Origin of the sequence: Actinophytocola sp. NPDC049390 (genome assembly GCF_044466355.1) — a bacterium.
GTDB lineage: Bacteria > Actinomycetota > Actinomycetes > Mycobacteriales > Pseudonocardiaceae > Actinophytocola.
Genome location: NZ_JBITMQ010000018.1, coordinates 16,826 through 36,133 on the forward strand (window position 1 = coordinate 16,826; position 19,308 = coordinate 36,133).

Below are 19,308 nucleotides of genomic sequence, written 5' to 3' on the forward strand. Positions count from 1 at the left end.
GCGCGACAACCAACCAAGGCCGCGCGAACAACCGCCGCACAGCCTCGAAAACCCACCCTCGACGCCCCAGAACATCAACCGGCACCGCAAGAGCAAACCACGCCCCCACCCACCCCACCCCACACCCCCACAAGCCCCCGCAAGTCACGCCCCCAAACACAACGAGCCGCCGCTCCCGTGCACACACCCACCCCACGCGACATGCACAAACCAACAACTCAGTACGCCCGGGAACGCGACTCGCGAGACACACACACCCGCGAGTCGCGTTTTCGGACACGTTGAGTTGTCGGTTTCGTGCGTGCATCCACCCCACACGACATGCACGAAACCAACAACTCAGTACACCCGGGAACGCGACTCGCGAGACACACACACCCGCGAATCACGCCCCCGAACACAACGAGTTGCCGGTTTCGTGCACACACCCCACCCACACAACATGCACGAAACCGACAACTCAGTACGCCCGGGAACGCGACTCGCGAAAGACACACACCCGCGAGTCGCGCGCTCGAACACAGCGAGTTGTCGGTTTCGTGCGTGCGCCCCACCTCCGTGGGACATGCACGAAACCGACAACTCGGTGTGTCTGGGGGCGTGACTCGCGGGGTTACGCGCGGCTTATTGAGTGGAGGAGGGTTCGGGCTTCTTCCTGGGTGGCTGGGAGGCGTTCCAGGCGGACTATCGGGCGGTTCGTGGACTTGAGTTGGGGGTCCACTGCCAGGCGTTCCGTGATCAGCCAGCCGGCGCTCAGTGCGCGGTCGCCGAAGCCCGGGTCGCGTTCCGCCAGTACCGCGGCCACCGACGGGCCGAGGAGTGCGATGCTCTCGCCGCCGTCGAAGACCTCCCGCAGCGCGTCCGCTAACAGGACCATCGCCATCAGGCGCGCCCAGCCCGTGACCGCGGACAGGTCCAGGGTCACCACGAGTAGCGCGTGGGTCTCCGCCGCCGGCACCCCGAGCCGCGTGGCCTGCCGGTAGACCTCGCTCAGCCGCGTCCGCAGGTACGCCAGCGTCGCCAGGTTGGTCAGGTTCTCCGTCGTCTCCGCGTTCCGCAGCTCCCCGAAGGACGCCTCCGCCCACGCGAGCGCCGCCGCTCGCACGAGCCTGGTCGGCGCCGCGTTGGGGTCGGTGGCGATGAGGCCGTCACGGACGTCGACGTTCGTCAGCACCGCGTGCAGCGCGGCGATGTCGGTCAGCGTCTCGTCCAGCCCGGCACCAGCCTCGGCGCGTGCCCGGCCCAGCCCGGACAGCGCCTTCATCAGATCTCCCCTGCGTACCGCGGACAGGCAGACCTCGTCCACCTCGGGTACGCCCCAGTCACTCGGGAATCGCCACCCGGCCGCGATGCTCGCTGTGCGCCATCGGGTACGCAGGGTACGAAGGTCGTAACCAGTACCCTCCGCATCGCCACGATGTGAGCGCGGGTCGGCCTCACGTACTGTCACTGTCGTTCATCCCTCCGCCGTGCCCGTCGGATGAGAAACGTCGACGAGTGACGTCCGTGACGCCGTTCGGGCGAAAACGCTGATGGATTCGTCTGGTGTGCGGCCATTCCGGTGATCGGATGATGCTGTTCGGGGCATTTGGCGTCACACTATGCGCGGGAGCGCGTCCAGTGAGGGACCGGGACCTTGAAGACGCAGGTCCTGGCGCTGTACGTGAGTGAGTTCGAGGAGGATCGTGGCCACCGTTCCAGCCGACGTTGAGGGTCCTGGCGACGCCGAGCTGATCGAGGCCGTACGCAAGGGGACAGTGTCCGCGTACGGGGCGTTGTACGAACGCCATGTCGCCTCCGCCTACAACCTCGCACGCCAGCTTTCCCGATCTCCCGCCGAGGCCGACGACCTGGTTTCCGAGGCCTTCGCCAAGGTGCTCGACACGCTCCGTGGCGGTCGCGGCCCGGACTCAGCCTTCCGGGCTTACCTGTTGACCGCGCTCCGTCACACCGCGTACGACAAGACGCGACGTGAGCGGAAGCTGGAGCTGTCGGACGACGTGTCCACGGTCTCCGGTGTCTCGGTCGAGGCGGTCAGTCAAGAGTTCGACGACACCGCCGTCAAGGGCCTGGAGCGGTCACTCGCCGCGCAAGCGTTTGCGCGACTGCCGGAACGGTGGCAGGCGGTCCTCTGGCACACCGAGATCGAGGGCCAGTCACCCGCCGAGGTGGCGCCGATCCTCGGCCTGACGGCCAACGGCGTCTCCGCGCTCGCCTACCGCGCCCGCGAGGGTCTGCGGCAGGCCTACCTGCAGGTCCACCTCGCCGAGACCACCGACCGGCACTGCCGCGCGGCCGCCGAACGGCTCGGCGCCTGGACCCGCGACGGCCTCGCCAAGCGGGAGAAGGCACAGGTCGAGGCGCACCTGGACACGTGTGCGCGCTGCCGTGCGCTCGCCGCCGAACTGGCCGACGTCAACGGCGCCATGCGCGGCTACGTGGCACCGCTGGTGCTGGGCGTGGCCGCGGCGGGCTACATCGCGGCCACCGGCGTCCTGAAGGTCGCGACGATCGGCACGGCCGCCACCGCGACCGGAGCGGCGGGCGCCGCGGGCGCCGCGGCGGCCGGACCGCGCCAGTTCCTCGGCGTCGCCGCGTCGAGCGTGGCGCTGGCCGCGGCGATGGTCGTCGGCCTGACGGCGGGCGGCGAGTCCCCGGAGATCCCGGCTGCCGCGCCGGTCCCCACGCAGGAGGCGCCCCCGCCGGGACAGCCGCCGCAGCCCGAGCCACCGCAACCACAGCAGCCGCCCGCGCCGCCGCAGGCCCCGCCCGCCCAGAACCCGCCACCGGCCGAGGAGGAGCCGCCACCCGCGGAGAACCCGCCGCAGGAGCAGCCCCCGGCGCCGCCACAGCTGGACGCGAACGGCCCGAGCACGCCGGTCTCACTGATCGCGGGCGGTGACCCGGTCGACCTGCCGCTGACCGTCCGCAACACGGGCGGCTCCGTGTCGGAGCCTGTCACGGCCGTACTGAACCTCCCGCCCGGCGTCAGTGCGGTCCCGATCGACGGGTTCGCCGCGCCGAGGCTGCTGAACCTCAACGGCGCACGGCAGGCGACCACGGTCAACTGCCCTGGCGGCGAGGGCACGGTGCGGTGTTCGAGCGGTACGGGCCTGCGGCCGGGCCAGTCCGTGACGTTGCTGTTCCGCCTGCAGGCCGCGGAGGACAGCCGGGGCGGACAGATCACCGGTTCGGTGTCGGCCGGGTCGGGTGTGCGGGTCAACGTGACGGTCCGTGTTGACGTCAAGCCGGAGGAGACCACCGACATGCTCCGGCTGTCGGCCGAGGTCGAGACCGACCTGCTCGGCGTGTTCCGCCTGTGGCTGCACCCGACGGTGGTGGTCACCGCCACCAACACGGGCACCAGCTCACGGCCCGTGACGGTGAACCTGGACCAGCCCGCGAAGCTGCGCTGGTCGTCGCAGGAGGTGAGCTGCACGTCCGGCGGCGGCACGACCTGCACCACCACGGCCGAACTGGCCCCTGGCGAGTCGCTGCGGATGGTGCTGAAGGTCCACGCCGACCCGTGGCCGGAGCACCAGCCGGGCCGCGACGAGCTACACGTGTGGGCGACACTCGGCGCGGCGAAGGACAGCGTGGTCGTCACGCTGTGGGACTGGTTCCCGCCTGGGCTGACCCCGCCGACCACCCCGACGCCGCCGTCATCCCCGACGCCGCCGACCAGCGAGTCGACGACGGAGCCACCGTCGACGTCGGAGGACGACCCGACGACCACCACCACACCACCGGCGACAACCCCACCGACGACCCCACCGACGACCCCACCGACGACCTCCTCAACGCCCCCGGCACCGTCGAAGGAGAAGCCCGACAAGTCGGAAAAGCCGCACAAGCCGTCGAAGACGACGAAGCCGACGGACCGCTCGGAACCCACGCCGGAGGCCTCGCGGAGCGGTGGCGGACTGAGTGACCTGCTCAGGTGGCTGCTTGGCGGCTGATCACGGCACGGTCACGAAGCCTGGTTAGACTGCGCCGACATGAGCCTGCTCTACCGGGTGCTCTCGCGCCTGCCCAAACCGGTGCGGGACAAGCTCGTGAAGCACAAGGAGCTGCTGAAGTTCGCGTTCGTCGGCGGCATCTGCTTCGTCGTCACCGTGGTCGTGAACTACTCGCTGAAGCTCACGGTGCTCAACGACAACCCGGTGACGGCCCAGGCGATCGCGGTGATCATCGCGACGATCGTGTCGTACGTGCTGAACCGCGAGTGGTCGTTCCGCACCCGTGGCGGCCGTGAGCGCCAGCATGAGGCGGCGCTGTTCTTCCTGATCAGCGGCATCGGCGTGGGCCTGAACTCGGCGCCGCTGTTCGTGTCGCGGTACTGGTTCAACCTCGAGGTGCCGCATGTCACGCTGCTGGTGCAGGAGGTGGCGGACTTCGCGAGCGGCATCATCCTCGGCACGCTGATCGCGATGGTGTTCCGCTGGTGGGCCTTCCGGAAGTGGGTGTTCCCGCAGTCCGGCGCCCGGCCCCGAATTGTCCGGGTCAGCCGCCGAGGCCACCGGCTCGCCGTCGTGGAGGACGACGAAGAAGCCGCCTGATCGGTCGCGCTCCGTACACTGCGCTGGTGACCGTCGTCGACACCGTGCTGGCGCGCGTGCCCGAACCGCTGCGCGATCTGCTGCTCAAGCACCGCGAACTGCTGAAGTTCGCCATCGTCGGCGGCACGACGTTCATCATCGACAACGGCATCTGGTACCTGCTGAAATTCACCGTGCTGGTGGAGAAGCCGGTCACCGCCAAGATCATCGCCATCATCATCGCGACGATCGTGTCGTACGTGCTGAACCGCGAGTGGTCGTTCCGCACCCGCGGCGGCCGTGAACGCCACCACGAAGCGGCTCTGTTCTTCCTGATCAGCGGGGTCGGCGTGGCGCTGAACTCGGCACCGCTGTGGATCTCCCGGTACGTGCTGATGTTCGAGGTCCCGCACGTGTCGCGGCTGGCGCAGGAGGTCGCCGACTTCACGAGCGGCGCCATCATCGGCATGTTGCTGGCGATGTTCTTCCGCTTCTGGGCGTTCCGCCGCTGGGTCTTCCCGGACGAACTGGGCGACAAGAGCCGCCACGCCACACCGCCGGACGACCCGGTGGAAGAGCTGGGCCACTCGTAGCGGACGGTCAGCTCCCCCGGCACAGGGCCATGCCCAGCGGGGTCAGGCTGTGGACCACCCGCTGCCCGTCGCGGACGCTGACCACCAGACCCGCGTCACGCAGCACCGACGTGTGCTCGCTGGCCGACGACGTCGACAGGTCCAGCCGCTGCGCCAGCTCACTGGTGGCGGCCGGGGTCCGCAGCGCGGCGAGTACCCGGCCCCGGGTGCCGCCGAGCAACGCCGCGAGCGCGTGCGCGCGCCGTGGCGGCAGGTCCGGGGCGTGCTCGATCGGATAGACCGCGACCTGCGGCAGTTCGGGGTCCACCAGCACGACCGGCATGCCCTGGCAGAAGTACGACGGGATCAGCCGCAGCCCGCGACCACGCAGGTGCACGTCCATCTCGGCGAACGGGTAGTCGGCGGACAGCACGGGCGGGTCCCACCGGAACACGGGCCGCAGCGAGCGCAGGAGTGCCTCGGTGCCGCCGCGGAGCACGGTGCGTGCCCGGCGTGCGCGGTCGGCGGCGATCCGCTCGTGCACGGACGTCCACTCGGGCTCGATCACCATGCGGTACCACGTGTCGAGCCCGTCCGTCAGCGTGCGCAGCGCGTCCCGGTCACCGGCGGCCAGCCTGCGCTCCCACGCCGTCGGCCGCCGGTGCCGGGCGAAGTGGGCGAGGTCGGCGCGCAACCGGTCGCCGGGTGTGGCGAGCACCGCCTCGAGCCCTTCGCTGAGCCCGGCCGCGGCGGCCGCGGGGGTCAGGAAGTCGGGGAAGTACCCGGTCTGTGGCACGAGGGTGCGGAGCAGCCGGACCAGCCCGCCCGCGTCGGCCGCGCGCAGCCGGTCCACTGCCTGGTCGCGCCAGTTGGCGACGACACCGGGCGAGCCGAGCCGGTGCAGGCTCAGCACCGACTCCCACAGCGGGTCGGGCTCGTCGGCGACCTGGACCCGCCCGAGGTCCCGGTCGGTGAAGTGGATGCGCAGCATGATCGGCTTCCGTGCTGGTTGGTTGTCACACGTGGACGATTCAACCCCACAGGACGTTCCCGGTCTCCTGCCGTCAGCGCGGGGAGCGTTCCGCGGGCCAGCGGACGCCCTGCACGTCACCCGCCCTCGGCACGGGCAGGAACACCGTGAACGTGGCGGGCCGCTTCGCCGACAGCTCCAGCCGTCCGCCGTCCGAGTCGATCAGCGCACGTGCCAGCGCCAGCCCCAGCCCGGTCGACCCACCACCGGAGACGCCGCGTTCGAAGATGTGCTCGGCCAGCTCGTCCGGCACGCCCGGCCCCATGTCGGTCACCTCGATGACCACGGTGTCGCCGCTGGTCCCGACGCCCTCCCGGGCCGTCAGCGTGACCGTGCCGCTGCCGTGCCGCAGCGCGTTGTCCAGCAGCACGCCGATCACCTCCCGCAGCCGCGCGGAGGACACCTTCGCGAACAGGTTGTCCTGCAGCTTCACCTTCAGCGACCGGCCGACGGCACGCATCGGCGCGCGCCATTCCTCGGTGATGCCCACCAGCTCACCGCTCAGGTCCACCGGCTCGGCGCCGGTGGCGCGGGCCTCGCGGGCCGCGGTCATCAGCTCGTCCAGCACGTCGGCCAGCCGTTCCGCCTGTTCCAGCGCCGCCTGCGCCTCGCCCGCGATCTCCTCGTCGGGGACGGCGGTCAGCTCCTCGATCCGCAGCTGTAGTGACGTCAACCGGCTCCGCAGCTGGTGGGACACGTCCCCGACCAGCTCCCGTTCCCGCTGCACCAGCTGCGCCAGCGCGGTCGCGGACGCGTCCAGCGCCTCGGCGACGGAGTCCAGCTCGCTCACCTGGTAGCGCGTCTTGTCGAGCCGGAAGTCGCCCGCGCCCAGCCGCGCGGCGCGGTCGGCGACGTGCCGCAGCGGGCGGGTCAGCCGTCGCGCGGTGACGGACGCGACCGCCGCGCCGCCGCCGATCGCCGCGATCACGACCAGGACCACCAGCAGCGTGACCTGGGTCTGCGTGGTGCGCATGGGGCCCGCGTCGACCGACAGGACGACCTTGCCGTGCTGGACGATCGGCACCTCCTCCGACACGGTGTCGCCGACGAGGTCGTCGCCGAGCTCGCGCCGGAAGTCCGAGTCGGGCAGTTCCACCAGCAGGTGCCCGCCGGGCGGCACGAGGAGCTGCACGCCGTTCAGGTCCGGTTCGTTGCCGCCGGTGACCTGGTCGTCCAGGACCGCCGCGATCTGGCGGGCCCGGCCGCCCAGCTCCTCCCGCGTGAGGCTCTCGACGACGGCCGACGCCGACCACCCGAGCGGGATGCCGAGCGCGACGGCCGTGACCGTGACGGCCAGCAGGATGGCCAGGAGGATGCGACGGCGCATGGGTGCCTATTCCGTGTTGAACCGGAAGCCCACGCCACGGACGGTCGCGATCCGCGCGCCGCGCCGGCCGCCGACCTTGCGGCGCAGCCACGACATGTGCATGTCGAGCGTCTTGCTGGTCCGCAGCTCGGGCCCGCCCCACACCTCGTCGAGGATCTCCTCGCGGGTGACGACCTGGCCCGCCCGCTGGATCAGCACGCGCAGCAGCTCGAACTCCTTGTTCGCGAGCGTGACCTCGTCCCCGTCGACGATCACCTGTCGCGCCGCGAGGTCCAGTTTCACGCCGTTGACCTCGATCGTTCCCGGTGCCTGGCGGCGCAGGAGGGCGCGGATGCGCGCGAGGAGTTCGGCGAGCCGGAACGGCTTCGCCACGTAGTCGTCCGCCCCCGCGTCCAGCCCGACGACGAAGTCGACCTCGTCGGCCCGCGCGGTCAGCATGAGCACGGGAAGACCGCGCCCCGCCGCCCGCAGCCTGCGGCACACGTCCAGACCGTCTATCCCGGGCAGCCCCAGGTCGAGGACGAGCAGGTCGACGCCGCCGCCGTTGGCGGTCTCGAAGGCGCGGTGCCCGTCGCTGACGACCCGCACCTCGTAGCCCTCGCGGTTCAGCGCGCGGGACAGCGGGTCGGCGATCGCCGCGTCGTCCTCGGCCAGCAACACCACACTCACGTGGTCAGACTATGCCTGCTTCTCCCGAAGATCAGCCCGGAAGGCGTCCCACCCGGAGACGGGCACGGTGAGCATGGGACCGGAAACGTTCTTGGAGTCCCGCACCGCCACGCCCTGCCGCACAAAAGCAACCTCGACACAGTCCTGCTCGTTGCTGCGACTGCTTTTACGCCAGTTCACGTAGCACTCCTCAGCTTGCCAGCGAGTTCCGCGATCAGCTGCCGGGAGTCGTCATCGGACAAGGCGGCGGCCGACAGCCTCTTCCAGGCCACCCTAGCCTTGTCGATGAACTCCTCGTCCTCGAGAAACGCGGCAGTGGATCGAGTCTCCTCATAGCAAAGAGGCGGCTGCCCGGGGCAGTCGAGGATCTTCAGAGAGCCTTGCGCGGCGACCGCGACGACGGCGTTGAATGGCAAGACCCGGATGCTCACGTTGCGGCGCGCCGAGGCAGCGAGCAGATGCTGGAGCTGGCCGTACATCATGACGGGATCGTCCATCGTCCGCCGGAGGACCATCTCCTCCACGATCAGCTGGACCGTCGGCGGATCGATTCGATCAAGCACACGCTGGCGCGCCATTCGCGACGCGACAAGGCTTTCGGTGACCTCCTCGGATCGGCTGCCGGGCAAGGCCCGGAGGAGCGCGCGGGCATAGTCCGCCGTCTGGACCAGACCCGGGACGAGGGTGAGTTCGAAGCTGTGGATTGCGGTCGCTTCGTTCTCGAACCGGATCAGGTCCCGCAGCATTCGGGAAAGCGGAGCGCTGCCGATCTCGTGCCAGTTTCGTTCGTCGCCGGTTCTGACCAGGTCCAGGACGTCTTGCCGGATTTCGGCTGGGACGCGGAGAAAACCGAGCACGGCCGCCACGTCATCGACATAGAGCCCGCGTTCGCCGGTCTCCATACGACTGACCTTGCTCTCCGACCAGTCCAGCGCCCGCGCGACGTCCTTGCAGCTCAAACCCCGCTTGATCCGCCATGCCCGCAGCTGTGTCGACACCCGTCGCTGCCGGACGGAAACCCCTTTTCGCCGTGCCATTCCGACACGATCCCGTCATGCCACGGTGGCACGAAAGTCGTGTCACCCGAACGGAAATTTGCGCGACCGCATGGCGCGGCGGGACGTTGTGCGGCATGGAGCTGACCTGGACCGTGCGCGGCGCGTACGCGAACTGGACGATGACCGTCTCGACCGCACCGCCCGACCCCGAAGAGGAAATCGAGTACCGGGACGAGTGGCCGTCCGAACCGTTCAACCGGCTGCACGCGAACTTCCGGGAACTGATCGACCTGCTGGAAGCCGTGCGCGGCCTGGACAACGTCCCCGGAGCGCTGCTGTCGTACACATGACAGCATCTGGCCATGCACCGCACCGACCACACCGACGACCTCGCCGTCGCCTTGCGGCTCGCCGACGCCGCCGACGAGATCACCATGGCCCGGTTCCTCGCCGCCGACCTCGTCGTCGACCGCAAGCCGGACCGCACGCCCGTCACCGACGCCGACACGGCCGTCGAGGACACGGTGCGGGAGATCATCGCCGAGCTGCGGCCCGACGACGAGGTCCTGGGCGAGGAGCGCGGCGGAGCCGTCGGGGACGGGCGGACGTGGGTCGTCGACCCGATCGACGGGACCAAGAACTTCCTGCGGGGCAATCCCGTGTGGGCGACACTGATCGCGCTCGTGGACGGTGGGGTGCCGGTCGTGGGGGTCGTGTCAGCGCCCGCGTTCCCGCGCCGGTGGTGGGCGTCGGCCGGTGGCGGGGCGTGGTGCGGGGAACGGCGGCTGCGGGTGTCGGCGGTCGCGGCGCTGGCGGACGCGTACCTGTCCACGACGGACGCCCGGCTGTGGGAACCGAGGGAGCCCTACCAGTCGCTCATGGACGCGTGCTGGGAGACCAGGGCGTTCGGCGACTTCTGGCAGCACGTGCTGGTCGCCGAAGGTGCGCTCGACCTGGCGGCGGACCCGATCGCGAACCCGTGGGACCTGGCGGCGGTGCAGGTGATCGTCACCGAGGCGGGTGGCCGGTTCACCGACCTGCGCGGCGAGGCGCGGTTCGACGGCGGCGACGGGCTCGCGTCGAACGGGCTCCTGCACGACGCGGCGCTGGGCGTGCTTCAGGCCGGCGTCAGCGCACCCCGCACGACCTGAGCCCAGGTCAGCCTGCCGAACAGGTAGTGGCAGGCGACCTGTTCGTTGCTGAAGCGGGCCCAGTCGTAGCGGTTGCCCTGCTCGCGCCAGAAGACCTCCCAGGCGTAGTTGCCCTCGTCGTCGGGGTTGTCGTCGCGGACGAGGCACCACGCGTTGTCGGCCTCGGCACCCACGGACACGACCTCGGCGGGCACCCCGACGGCGGCCAGCCATTCGGTGATGGACTCGGCGTTCATGCGATCTCCTCGAGGTAACCCAGCGCGACCAGCTCGATGGCCGAGTGGGTGGTGCGGTAGCGGACGCCGCCCCCCGGCTGCCCGAACCAGGCCGCCGACACGGCACGCCACACCGGCAACGGCTTGACCACCCGGTAGCGGCGGTACCCGGCGTCCTTGTGCTCGGGCGGCAGGGACCGTTGCGCGAACATCGTGCCGTCGACCGCGAACACCCGCCCGTGCGGCGACCCGAAGCGGTCGATGACCGTGTCCTCGGCGAGGGTTTCCGCTTCGCCCGGGGCGCTGCCGCCCTCGGGGTACTGCTCGCTGGTGGGCCAGTTGTACTCGAGCCCCTCGGGGCTGATGCCCTGCGGCGTGACGCTGCCGAGACGGACGAGGTAGCGGCGGTCCCAGTCCCGCTCGTTGGCGCCGCCGAGCGGGTCGTGGTGCTCGAGGAGCGCCTGCACCGCGGGGTGGTCGGCGGTGATGCCCGCGCTCGGGTTGACCGGGCGGAACCTGGGCAGGGTCGCGGCGTCCGGTGACACGTCGGCGGCGCTGGGCGCTGCTGGTGCGGGTTCGTCGACCGGCGGCCGCGGATAGCCCTGCTGGCCCAGGCCCGTGTAGGACATGCCGCCCCCGACCTGCGGCGCGGGATGAGGGGGCGGGTACTGGTACGCCGACGGCGGTGCGTAGCTCTGGTAGCCCGGCGGTGTCGACGGGGGCGGCAGCTGCGCCGGGGCGGCGTCCGCGGCGGCCTTCGTGGCGGCGCGGTGGGCGATGCCCTCGTGCAGTTCCGCCAGGCGGGGCCGGTCGTCGACGAGGCGGTGGTCGGGGTGGTCGGCGGGCTCGAAACGCAGGCCCGCCGCGTAGTCCAGCTCCGGCGGGGGCGCCGGGGTCTGCCGCGCGGGCCGGTAAGACGCGACCGGCAGGTGCCCGATCGGGAACATGTGGATCCAGAACGCCGCCAGAACCTCGTTCCGCTCCCCCTTCGCGGGCGGCGGGGCACCGGGCGGTCCTGCCATCGGCTTGCCCGCTCGTGGTGCCGGGTCGGCCGGGCGCTCCGCCGACGGGACGTACGCCGCCGGGGCCTGCCGGACCGGGGCCGGGGCGACCGGTGCCGGGGCCGCGGGCGCGGCCGGACGGCCCGGTGCGGGAACGGGTGCCGCCGGTGCGGGCGCACCGCCCACCGGAGCCGCGGGAGCGCCCCCGAACTGGCCACCGCCGTAGGCCGGTGGCGCCGCCGGGTTCGCCACCGGCGGGGCCGTCGCCGCTGGCGGGAGGTTCGGCGGTGGCGCCACCGCCGGTTCCAGACCACCAGCGAAACCCGCCTGTACGGTCTGGCCGGTCGGCGGGGTCGGGGTGTCGTCGATCGTGTCGTCGATGACGTCGGACGGGACCGGGCCCGTGATGTCCGGATCCGCGGGCAGCACACCGTCCGGGCGCCCAGGCAATACACCCGACCCGTCTCCGGGGGGCACGTCACCAGGCGGCAGGTCTCCAGGGATGCCCGGCACCACGTCCCCGGGCATCCCGTGGCCCGGCGTCGGCCGCAGCGTGTCGGCCGTGTCGCCGACCACCCCCGCGGCCGGGCCTGCCACGTTCCCAGGAAGCTGCGTCGCGGTGTCCACCGTACCGCCCACCGTACTGTCCACAGTGGACGCTACGGCGTCGGTCACCGGTGACGCCACGTCCGTCACCGTCGTCGTGACGCCCGGCAGCAGGTGGTGACCGGGGTTGGCGTTCACCGGGGTCTGCACGGCCGCGATGTCCACGCCAGAACCCGGCTGCACGGCGCTGACCAGCTGAGACTCGATGTGCGCCACGTTCGCCGCCGTGCCCCGCACGGCCGTTTCCAGACCGGCGAGCGCGGTCGGGTGGCCCGCCGACGCGGCCGTGTGGGCGGCGTCGGTGTTCTGGGCCAGGTGCACCAGGTTCCGGACGATCTCCACCTTGGCCGCGCCGACCTGGCCCGCCGCGTGCTCCAGGCGGTCCGCCGCCGCGTTGGCGTCGCGGACGACGGAAGTCAGGTGACCGGAATCCGCCTCCACGAAGGACTTCCACTCGTTCGCCGCGGCGTCACCGGCGTCGCCGGTCACCGCCGACAACGCGGAGCGGGCCGTCGTGTCGGCGTCCGTCGTCAGCGTGGACATGGTGGTGGCCGTGTCACGCCAGGCCTGGGCCTGTCTGGCCATGGCCTCCTCGTCGGCCTCCGGCCACACGACACCGGCCTGCGCGGCGACGTCCGCCAGCTCCGGTGGCAGCTCGATGCCCATCTACTGCTCCGCGGACTTGAGATGGTCGAGCGCCGCGCCCTCGCCCGCGCCGTACGTGGTGGCGGTGTCGGAGAACCGCGTGCCAACCGAACCGAGCCGCTCGGACAGCGACGACAGGCGGGCCACGACGTCGTCGGCGGGCTGGGCGTGCACGGACGAGAAGCTCTGGCCCACCGCGTCCGTGCCCCAGCAGGCGCCGTCGGCGCTCAGCGCGTCGGAGAGCGAGCGGTGGATGGCGGCGACCCTGGTGCTCAGCGGTTCGAACTGGCTCGCCTGCCCGGCCAGCCGCTCGGCATCGACGTCATATCCGTCGTGCATGGCGCGTGCCTCCCGACTGCATCCAGGACTTGTCCTCGAACGTCTCGTCCTGCGGGTCGTCGTCCGGCTCCGGTTCCGGCGCCAGCTCCTCGTCCGACAGGTCGGCGGTGCCGCGCAGCAACGCGGCCGGGTCGGAGTCGGCGGGCAGCACAGGCGCGAGCACCTCGCTCGCCTGGCGGTTGACGCGTGCGGCGGCCTCGGCGGTCGTGCGGACGATCAACGCGGCCAGGTCGGCGGGCCGTAGGGCGCGGTAGGCGTCGTCGTCGATGGCGAGGTCCACGAGCGTGCCCGACGCGGACACCGTGACGGCCACGCGGCCGTCGTCACTCGTCACTGTCTCCCGGACCGTCGCAAGCGACCGTTGCACGGCCCCCAGTTGCTCCCGGCTTCGCCGGTAGCCGGCCAACAGGTCCTCGACCTGAGCTCTGTGGTCAGCCACCACGGCCACCTCCGCTGGGGGACGGCATTGGTCTCGGTCTCGCGTTGGACGTGTGGCACGCGCCGAGGGTTCCAGAGAATTTTCACAGCCGCGCGCGGATCGCGCTGTGCACCGCGCGGGCGAGGGCGCCACCGACCACCGATCGTGGACCGCCGAACGGTTCGGCGGGCCCGTCGGGCGGGCAGAGCACGACCACCGAGTCGGTCGGCGTGCCCGTTCCCGGTACACCTGACTCGAAAAGCGCCTGCGCCTTGGCCTCCGCGACCGTGGCGACCGCGTTGACCAGCGCCGCCTCGGTGAGCCGGACCGGCAGGTGGCAGATCGCGTTGATCGTGCCGACCGGCTCCGGCACGGCGGCGGGACCGGCCGCCCACGTCGGGTGCGCGCCGATGCCGGTGGTGACCGCGACACGGACACCACCGTCCTCCCGGTGTACGACCTCACGTACGTCAACGGCGGTCAGCAGCCCGATCCCGTCACCGGTCAGGCCGAGCGAGGTGGCGATCTCGTCGAGGTGGCGGTCCGGGTCGAGCCGGGCGTAGGTGTTGGCGACGGTCGCGTTGACCACCCAGTTCCGCAGGCCGATACCACCGCCCAGCACGCCGGACGACACCGCGAGCCACGGCGAGCAGGCCCGCCACACGTACACCGGCGAACCGTCGACCTCGGTGATCACGTGAGTTCCTTGCGCACCAGCGCACGCCGGGTGCCGCGCCGTTCGACGAGTTCGAAGCCCGCCGACAGGAACACGTCGAGCGTGCCGTGGTACAGGTCGCCGGAGGCCTTCTTCTGGCCCTCGGTGTCGACCGGGTGTCCCTCGACCGTCGTCGCGCCACGCTCGCGCGCGAAGTCGACGGCCGCGTCGACCAGCGTGCGAGCGAGGCCGCGACCACGGGCGGAACGGTGGACGAAGAAGCAGGTCACCGACCAGGTGTCCGGGCCAGCGTCGGAGGCGGTGACCTTCGAGCGGTCGAGCTTCGGGTACGTGGACCGGGGCGCGACCGCCACCCAGCCGACCGGGCGGTCGTCGTCCAGCGCGAGCACGCCGAGCGGCTCACCGGCCCGCACCAACTCGTGCAGGAACCTCTTGTTGCCCTCGCCCCATTCCGCGCGGACCTCGGTCCGCATGAACCACGTGCAGTAACACCCGCCGACGGTCTTGTTGGCGCTGAACAACTCCGCCAGCGACGGCCAGGTGTCCCGCGTGAGTTCGGCGAGCCGCATCGCTCAGCCCCGCAGCGCGCGGACCACGCGTGACGGGCTCGGCCGCCCCAGCTTCGCGGCCATCCACGCGCTGGTGTCGGCGAGCTTGTCGAGGTCGACGCCGGTGTCGACGCCGAGGCCGTCGAGGCACCACACGAGGTCCTCGGTGGCGAGGTTGCCGGTGGCGGACTCCGCGTACGGGCAGCCGCCGAGGCCGCCCGCCGAGGAGTCCACTGTGGTCACCCCGTGCCGCAGCGCCTCGACCGTGTTGGCGAGCGCCTGCCCGTAGGTGTCGTGGAAGTGCACGGCCAGCGCGGCCGCGTCCGTGCCCGCCTCGGTGAACGCGTCGATCAGCGCGGCGACGTGACCCGTGGTGGCGACACCGATCGTGTCGCCCAGGGAGAGCTGCGAGCAGCCCATGCCCAGCAACCGCTGACCGACCGAGACGACCGCTGCGGGATCGACCGCGCCCTCCCACGGGTCGCCCCAGCACATGGACACATAGCCGCGCACGTCCAGGCCCTCGGCGACGGCCCGGCTCACGACCGGCTCGAACATCTCCATCTGCGAGTCGAGCGTGCGGTTGAGGTTGCGGCCCGCGAACGTCTCCGTGGCGCTCGCGAAGATCGCGATGTGCGTGACCCCGGCGGCGAGCGCCCGGTCGAGCCCGCGCTCGTTCGGTACCAGCACCGGGTACCGCACACCCTCACGAGCCGCGAGCCCGGCCAGCAACTGCTCGGCGTCAGCCAGCTGCGGCACCCACTTGGGGTGCACGAAGCTGGTGGCCTCGATCGTGGTCAGCCCGGCATCGGCGAGCCGGTCGAGGAACTCGAGCTTCACCTCGACGGGGACGATCGCGTCCTCGTTCTGCAGCCCGTCCCTCGGCCCGACCTCCCAGATCGTGACGCGTGCCGGCAACCCGGGTGCGGGCACCCGGGTCGGCAGGCCGAGGTCGCGCGCGGTCGTGGCCATGTTCGCTCCGCAAGCTCCGCTCAGCGGCGGTACTGGCCGCCGCCCTGCGGCGGGTACTGCTGGGTCTGCTGCGGCTGCTGGACGAAGTCGTCGTGCGGGTTGTCGTTGATCTCGCGGTAGAGCAGCGTGTGCACCTTCTCGACCGACGGGATGTCGTCGAACTCGAGGGCTTCCTGGGAGGCGGACTCGATGATCAGCGTGCCGCAGCCGAAGATCCGGTCGATGAGGCCGTGCTCGAAACGGACGCTGTTGATGCTGTTCATCGGGATGGTGATGCCGGTCGTCTTGATGACGCCCTCCTTGGCCATGACCCGGTCGGTCGTGACCACGAAGTGCGTGGTGCGCCAGCGGACGAACGGGATGAAGAACAGCCACACCAGCAGGATCAGCGCGACAGCGCCGATCGCGATGTAGCCGACCATGCTCCACGACGTGTCCGAGACGAGGATCGCGAGCCAGATGCCCACCCCGAGCGTCACGATCAGCACGACATAAGGCAGGAGGAGCATCTTCCAGTGCGAGTGTTTGTGCAGGATGACGCTCTCGCCCTCGCTGAGCAGATCCTCTGGGTATGCCACGGCGTCCTCCCGAGATAAACCGCCTGTCGCGCGTAACCGTACCGAGGTGGACCGACAGTTCGTGGGCTGACCCGCGAGAATTCCCGTCAGTCCGTCCGCAGGTGCACGATGTCACCGGCGGAGATCGCTTTCGGGGTTCCGTCGTCCAGTTTGACCAGCAACCGGCCGTCGATGTCGACGTCCACGGCGACGCCCGTGAGCACGCCGTCCGGCAGCTCGGCACGCACGCGCTGACCGATGGTCCCGCACACGTCGCGGTAGCCGGTGAGCACGCCGGAACGCTCCAGGTCACCGTCGTTCATCCGCCACACGGCCTCCATCTCCTGGAAGGCACGCAGGAAGCTCGCCGTGATCGTCGTCCGGTCGGTGACCTGCGCGCCCGCACCCGCGAACGACCCCGGCGCCAGCCCACCCGGTCCCGGCTCGGCACCCTCCGGCAGCGCGGTCACGTTGAGGCCGACCCCCACCACGGCGCCAGGTCCCGCGCCGTCGTGCACCGCCTCGGACAGCACCCCGGCCGCCTTCGCCCGTTCGGCGCCGACGAGCAGGTCGTTGGGCCACTTCAGCACGGCCTCGATCCCGGCGGTCTCCGTGGCGACGTGCACGAGCGCCAGACCGGCGACCAGTGCGAGCGAGCCGAGCCGCTCCTGGGGCACGGCCGACGGCCGGACCAGCACCGACAGGTACACCCCGGACCCCGGCGGCGACGCCCACGTGCGGTCCCGGCGGCCGCGGCCCGCCGTCTGCTCGCCCGCGACCAGCACCGTCCGGTCCGCCGCGCCGTCGGCAGCGGCGGCCATCAGGTCGGCGTTGGTCGAGCCCGTGCGCTCCACCACGTCGAGGGCCGCGTACGGGCCGTTCGGCGCGACCAGCTGTTCACGAAGGACCAGGACATCCAGGTTGTTCTCGGTCACATCGGTGAACTTACCGGGAGTCAACCGCGACTACGCTCCCGAGACATGAGCAGCGCGACCGAACCACTGGGTCAGGTGCCGACCGGCGAGACGGACATCCACACCACCGCGGGCAAGCTGGCCGACCTGTACCGCCGCAGTGACGAGGCGGTGCACGCGGGTTCGGAGCGCGCGGTCGCGAAGCAGCACGCGAAGGGCAAGAAAACGGCCCGCGAGCGCATCGACGCACTGCTCGACCCCGGTTCGTTCGTGGAGCTCGACGAGCTGGCGCGGCACCGGTCGGTGAACTTCGGGCTGGAGCGCAACCGCCCGTACGGCGACGGCGTGGTGACCGGGTACGGCACCATCGACGGGCGTCCCGTGTGCGTGTTCAGCCAGGACGTGACCGTGTTCGGCGGCGCGCTCGGCGAGGTGTACGGCGAGAAGATCGTCAAGGTCATGGACCTGGCGCTCAAGACGGGACGCCCGATCATCGGCATCAACGAGGGCGGCGGCGCGCGCATCCAGGAGGGCGTCGTCTCGCTCGGCCTGTACGGCGAGATCTTCGTCCGCAACACCCGCGCGTCCGGCGTCGTCCCGCAGATCTCGCTGATCATGGGCGCGAACGCGGGCGGGCACGTCTACTCGCCCGCGCTGACCGACTTCGTGGTGATGGTCGACCAGACGTCCCACATGTTCATCACCGGCCCGGACGTGATCAAGACGGTGACCGGCGAGGACGTCGGGTTCGAGGAGCTGGGCGGCGCGCGGGCGCACAACACCAAGTCCGGCAACGCGCACTACATGGGCGCCGACGAGGACGACGCGATCGCCTACGTCAAGGAGCTGCTGTCGTTCCTGCCGTCGAACAACATGTCCGACCCGCCCGTGTTCCCCGGGTTCGCCGAGGAGGGCTCGGTCGCGTCGAACGTGTCGGAGACCGACCTGGAGCTGGACACGCTGATCCCGGACTCGCCGAACCAGCCGTACGACATGCACTCGGTGATCGAGCGGGTGCTCGACGACGGCGAGTTCCTCGAGGTCCAGTCGATGTTCGCGCCGAACATCCTGGTCGGGTTCGGGCGCGTCGAGGGCCACGCCGTCGGCATCGTGGCGAACCAGCCGACGCAGTTCGCCGGGTGCCTCGACATCGACGCGTCCGAGAAGGCGGCCCGGTTCGTGCGGACCTGCGACGCGTTCAACGTGCCGGTGCTGACGTTCGTCGACGTGCCGGGCTTCCTGCCGGGCACCGACCAGGAGTGGAACGGCATCATCCGGCGCGGCGCGAAGCTGATCTACGCGTACGCGGAGGCCACGGTCCCGCTGGTCACGGTCATCACGCGCAAGGCGTACGGCGGCGCGTACGACGTCATGGGGTCCAAGCACCTCGGCGCGGACGTGAACCTGGCGTGGCCGACCGCGCAGATCGCCGTCATGGGCGCCCAGGGCGCGGCGAACATCGTGCACCGCAAGACGCTGGCGGCGGCCGCGGACTCCGGCGAGGACGTGGACGCACTGCGCGCACGGCTGCAGCAGGAGTACGAGGACACACTGTGCAACCCGTACGTGGCGGCCGAACGCGGCTACGTGGACGCGGTCATCCCCCCGTCGCACACCCGCGGCCACGTGGCCCGCGCACTACGCCTGCTCCACGACAAGCGCGAGACCCTGCCCCCGAAGAAGCACGGAAACATCCCGCTATGAGCGACCGCCCCCACCTGCGAGTAGTCCGCGGCAACCCGACCGACGAGGAAATAGCCGCCCTGATCACAGTCGTCTCCACCCTCCACCCCCCAGAGGAACCACCCCCACCCCCCCGGTCAGCCTGGTCAAACCGCGAACCCCTACTCCGCCGCCCCCTACCCCACAACCCAACAGCCTGGCGAACCTCAGCACGCCCCCACTAACCCCGCGAGTCACGCCCCCACCCACAACGAGTCGCGTTCCCACACACCGCGAGTCGCGCCCCCAGACACAACGAGTTGTCAATTTCCTGCAGACGACACGCGCACAAAACCGACAACTCGATGCGCACGAGACCGCGACTCGCCCTCACACACACCGCGAGTCACGCCCCCAGACAGCGCGAGTCGCGCGCTCGGACATAGCGAGTTGTCGATTTCGTGCAGGTG

The 19,308-nt window shown here is 71.0% G+C and carries 22 protein-coding genes; 7 read left to right on the forward strand and 15 right to left on the reverse strand.

Annotated elements, in window-relative coordinates:
- Positions 1–613: 613 nt before the first annotated feature.
- Positions 614–1,264 carry a hypothetical protein gene (locus ACIBVP_RS38185; protein WP_396111368.1) on the reverse strand — a complete coding sequence of 217 codons (651 nt, stop codon included), beginning with the start codon at positions 1,262–1,264 and terminating at the stop codon, positions 614–616.
- 421 nt (positions 1,265–1,685) lie between these two features.
- On the opposite strand from ACIBVP_RS38185, the gene ACIBVP_RS38190 reads away from it, so the two are divergent.
- Genes ACIBVP_RS38190 through ACIBVP_RS38200 form a run of 3 tightly spaced genes read left to right on the forward strand, consistent with a single transcriptional unit; the run spans position 1,686 to position 5,131 of the window.
- Positions 1,686–3,959, forward strand: a complete 2,274-nt coding sequence (locus ACIBVP_RS38190; RefSeq protein WP_396111369.1) for a sigma-70 family RNA polymerase sigma factor — start codon at positions 1,686–1,688, stop codon at positions 3,957–3,959.
- Between the two features lie 39 nt (positions 3,960–3,998).
- Positions 3,999–4,559, forward strand: coding sequence for a GtrA family protein (locus ACIBVP_RS38195; RefSeq protein ID WP_396111370.1), 561 nt, complete (start codon positions 3,999–4,001; stop codon positions 4,557–4,559).
- 26 nt (positions 4,560–4,585) lie between these two features.
- Positions 4,586–5,131 carry a GtrA family protein gene (locus tag ACIBVP_RS38200; RefSeq protein WP_396111371.1) on the forward strand — a complete coding sequence of 182 codons (546 nt, stop codon included), beginning with the start codon at positions 4,586–4,588 and terminating at the stop codon, positions 5,129–5,131.
- A gap of 7 nt (positions 5,132–5,138) precedes the next feature.
- Here ACIBVP_RS38200 and ACIBVP_RS38205 read toward each other — a convergent pair whose 3' ends face one another.
- From ACIBVP_RS38205 to ACIBVP_RS38225, 5 genes are all read right to left on the reverse strand, one after another.
- Positions 5,139–6,101 (reverse strand): ArsR/SmtB family transcription factor, encoded by a 963-nt coding sequence (locus ACIBVP_RS38205; RefSeq protein WP_396111372.1) that lies wholly within the window; start codon positions 6,099–6,101, stop codon positions 5,139–5,141.
- A 73-nt stretch (positions 6,102–6,174) separates the two neighbouring features.
- Positions 6,175–7,467 (reverse strand): ATP-binding protein, encoded by a 1,293-nt coding sequence (locus ACIBVP_RS38210; RefSeq protein ID WP_396111373.1) that lies wholly within the window; start codon positions 7,465–7,467, stop codon positions 6,175–6,177.
- 6 nt (positions 7,468–7,473) lie between these two features.
- Entirely contained in the window at positions 7,474–8,136 is a 663-nt protein-coding gene (locus ACIBVP_RS38215) for a response regulator transcription factor (protein WP_396111374.1), read from the reverse strand.
- Positions 8,137–8,145: 9 nt separating this feature from the next.
- Positions 8,146–8,316: a DUF397 domain-containing protein gene (locus ACIBVP_RS38220; RefSeq protein ID WP_396111375.1), complete on the reverse strand. Its 171-nt coding sequence runs from the start codon at positions 8,314–8,316 to the stop codon at positions 8,146–8,148.
- Complete coding sequence (locus tag ACIBVP_RS38225; RefSeq protein WP_396111376.1) at positions 8,313–9,173, reverse strand: helix-turn-helix domain-containing protein; 861 nt, start codon at positions 9,171–9,173, stop codon at positions 8,313–8,315. The genes ACIBVP_RS38220 and ACIBVP_RS38225 overlap by 4 nt, the downstream gene beginning before the upstream one ends.
- A gap of 95 nt (positions 9,174–9,268) precedes the next feature.
- Here ACIBVP_RS38225 and ACIBVP_RS38230 point away from each other — a divergent pair, with 95 nt between their 5' ends.
- Together ACIBVP_RS38230 and hisN are read left to right on the forward strand one after the other, a co-directional pair.
- Complete coding sequence (locus tag ACIBVP_RS38230) at positions 9,269–9,484, forward strand: hypothetical protein (RefSeq protein WP_396111377.1); 216 nt, start codon at positions 9,269–9,271, stop codon at positions 9,482–9,484.
- A gap of 12 nt (positions 9,485–9,496) precedes the next feature.
- Positions 9,497–10,285: a histidinol-phosphatase gene (hisN, locus tag ACIBVP_RS38235; RefSeq protein WP_396111378.1), complete on the forward strand. Its 789-nt coding sequence runs from the start codon at positions 9,497–9,499 to the stop codon at positions 10,283–10,285.
- Here the strand turns inward: hisN and ACIBVP_RS38240 are convergent.
- From ACIBVP_RS38240 to ACIBVP_RS38280, 9 genes are all read right to left on the reverse strand, one after another.
- Positions 10,252–10,521, reverse strand: coding sequence for a hypothetical protein (locus ACIBVP_RS38240; protein ID WP_396111379.1), 270 nt, complete (start codon positions 10,519–10,521; stop codon positions 10,252–10,254). The genes hisN and ACIBVP_RS38240 overlap by 34 nt on opposite strands.
- A complete protein-coding gene (locus ACIBVP_RS38245) occupies positions 10,518–12,773 on the reverse strand; it encodes a glycohydrolase toxin TNT-related protein (protein ID WP_396111380.1) in 2,256 nt (751 codons plus the stop codon). Before ACIBVP_RS38245 ends, ACIBVP_RS38240 begins: the two co-directional genes overlap by 4 nt.
- Complete coding sequence (locus ACIBVP_RS38250) at positions 12,774–13,091, reverse strand: hypothetical protein (RefSeq protein WP_396111381.1); 318 nt, start codon at positions 13,089–13,091, stop codon at positions 12,774–12,776.
- Positions 13,075–13,530, reverse strand: a complete 456-nt coding sequence (locus ACIBVP_RS38255) for a YbaB/EbfC family nucleoid-associated protein (protein ID WP_396111382.1) — start codon at positions 13,528–13,530, stop codon at positions 13,075–13,077. Before ACIBVP_RS38255 ends, ACIBVP_RS38250 begins: the two co-directional genes overlap by 17 nt.
- A gap of 82 nt (positions 13,531–13,612) precedes the next feature.
- The gene (locus ACIBVP_RS38260) at positions 13,613–14,206 is read right to left on the reverse strand and encodes an adenosylcobinamide amidohydrolase (protein ID WP_396111383.1); all 594 of its coding nucleotides are present in this window, start codon (positions 14,204–14,206) and stop codon (positions 13,613–13,615) included.
- Positions 14,203–14,754, reverse strand: a complete 552-nt coding sequence (locus ACIBVP_RS38265) for a GNAT family N-acetyltransferase (protein WP_396111384.1) — start codon at positions 14,752–14,754, stop codon at positions 14,203–14,205. The genes ACIBVP_RS38260 and ACIBVP_RS38265 overlap by 4 nt, the downstream gene beginning before the upstream one ends.
- 3 nt (positions 14,755–14,757) lie before the next feature.
- Positions 14,758–15,705 (reverse strand): hydroxymethylglutaryl-CoA lyase, encoded by a 948-nt coding sequence (locus ACIBVP_RS38270; RefSeq protein ID WP_396111385.1) that lies wholly within the window; start codon positions 15,703–15,705, stop codon positions 14,758–14,760.
- A 20-nt stretch (positions 15,706–15,725) separates the two neighbouring features.
- Positions 15,726–16,283, reverse strand: a complete 558-nt coding sequence (locus tag ACIBVP_RS38275) for a PH domain-containing protein (RefSeq protein WP_396111386.1) — start codon at positions 16,281–16,283, stop codon at positions 15,726–15,728.
- A gap of 86 nt (positions 16,284–16,369) precedes the next feature.
- Positions 16,370–17,197, reverse strand: a complete 828-nt coding sequence (locus tag ACIBVP_RS38280) for a biotin--[acetyl-CoA-carboxylase] ligase (RefSeq protein ID WP_396111387.1) — start codon at positions 17,195–17,197, stop codon at positions 16,370–16,372.
- Between the two features lie 45 nt (positions 17,198–17,242).
- Between ACIBVP_RS38280 and ACIBVP_RS38285 the strand changes: the two genes are divergently transcribed.
- Both ACIBVP_RS38285 and ACIBVP_RS38290 read left to right on the forward strand, forming a co-directional pair.
- A complete protein-coding gene (locus ACIBVP_RS38285; protein ID WP_396111388.1) occupies positions 17,243–18,880 on the forward strand; it encodes an acyl-CoA carboxylase subunit beta in 1,638 nt (545 codons plus the stop codon).
- Positions 18,877–19,083, forward strand: a complete 207-nt coding sequence (locus ACIBVP_RS38290) for an acyl-CoA carboxylase subunit epsilon (protein WP_396111389.1) — start codon at positions 18,877–18,879, stop codon at positions 19,081–19,083. Before ACIBVP_RS38285 ends, ACIBVP_RS38290 begins: the two co-directional genes overlap by 4 nt.
- Positions 19,084–19,308: the final 225 nt, after the last annotated feature.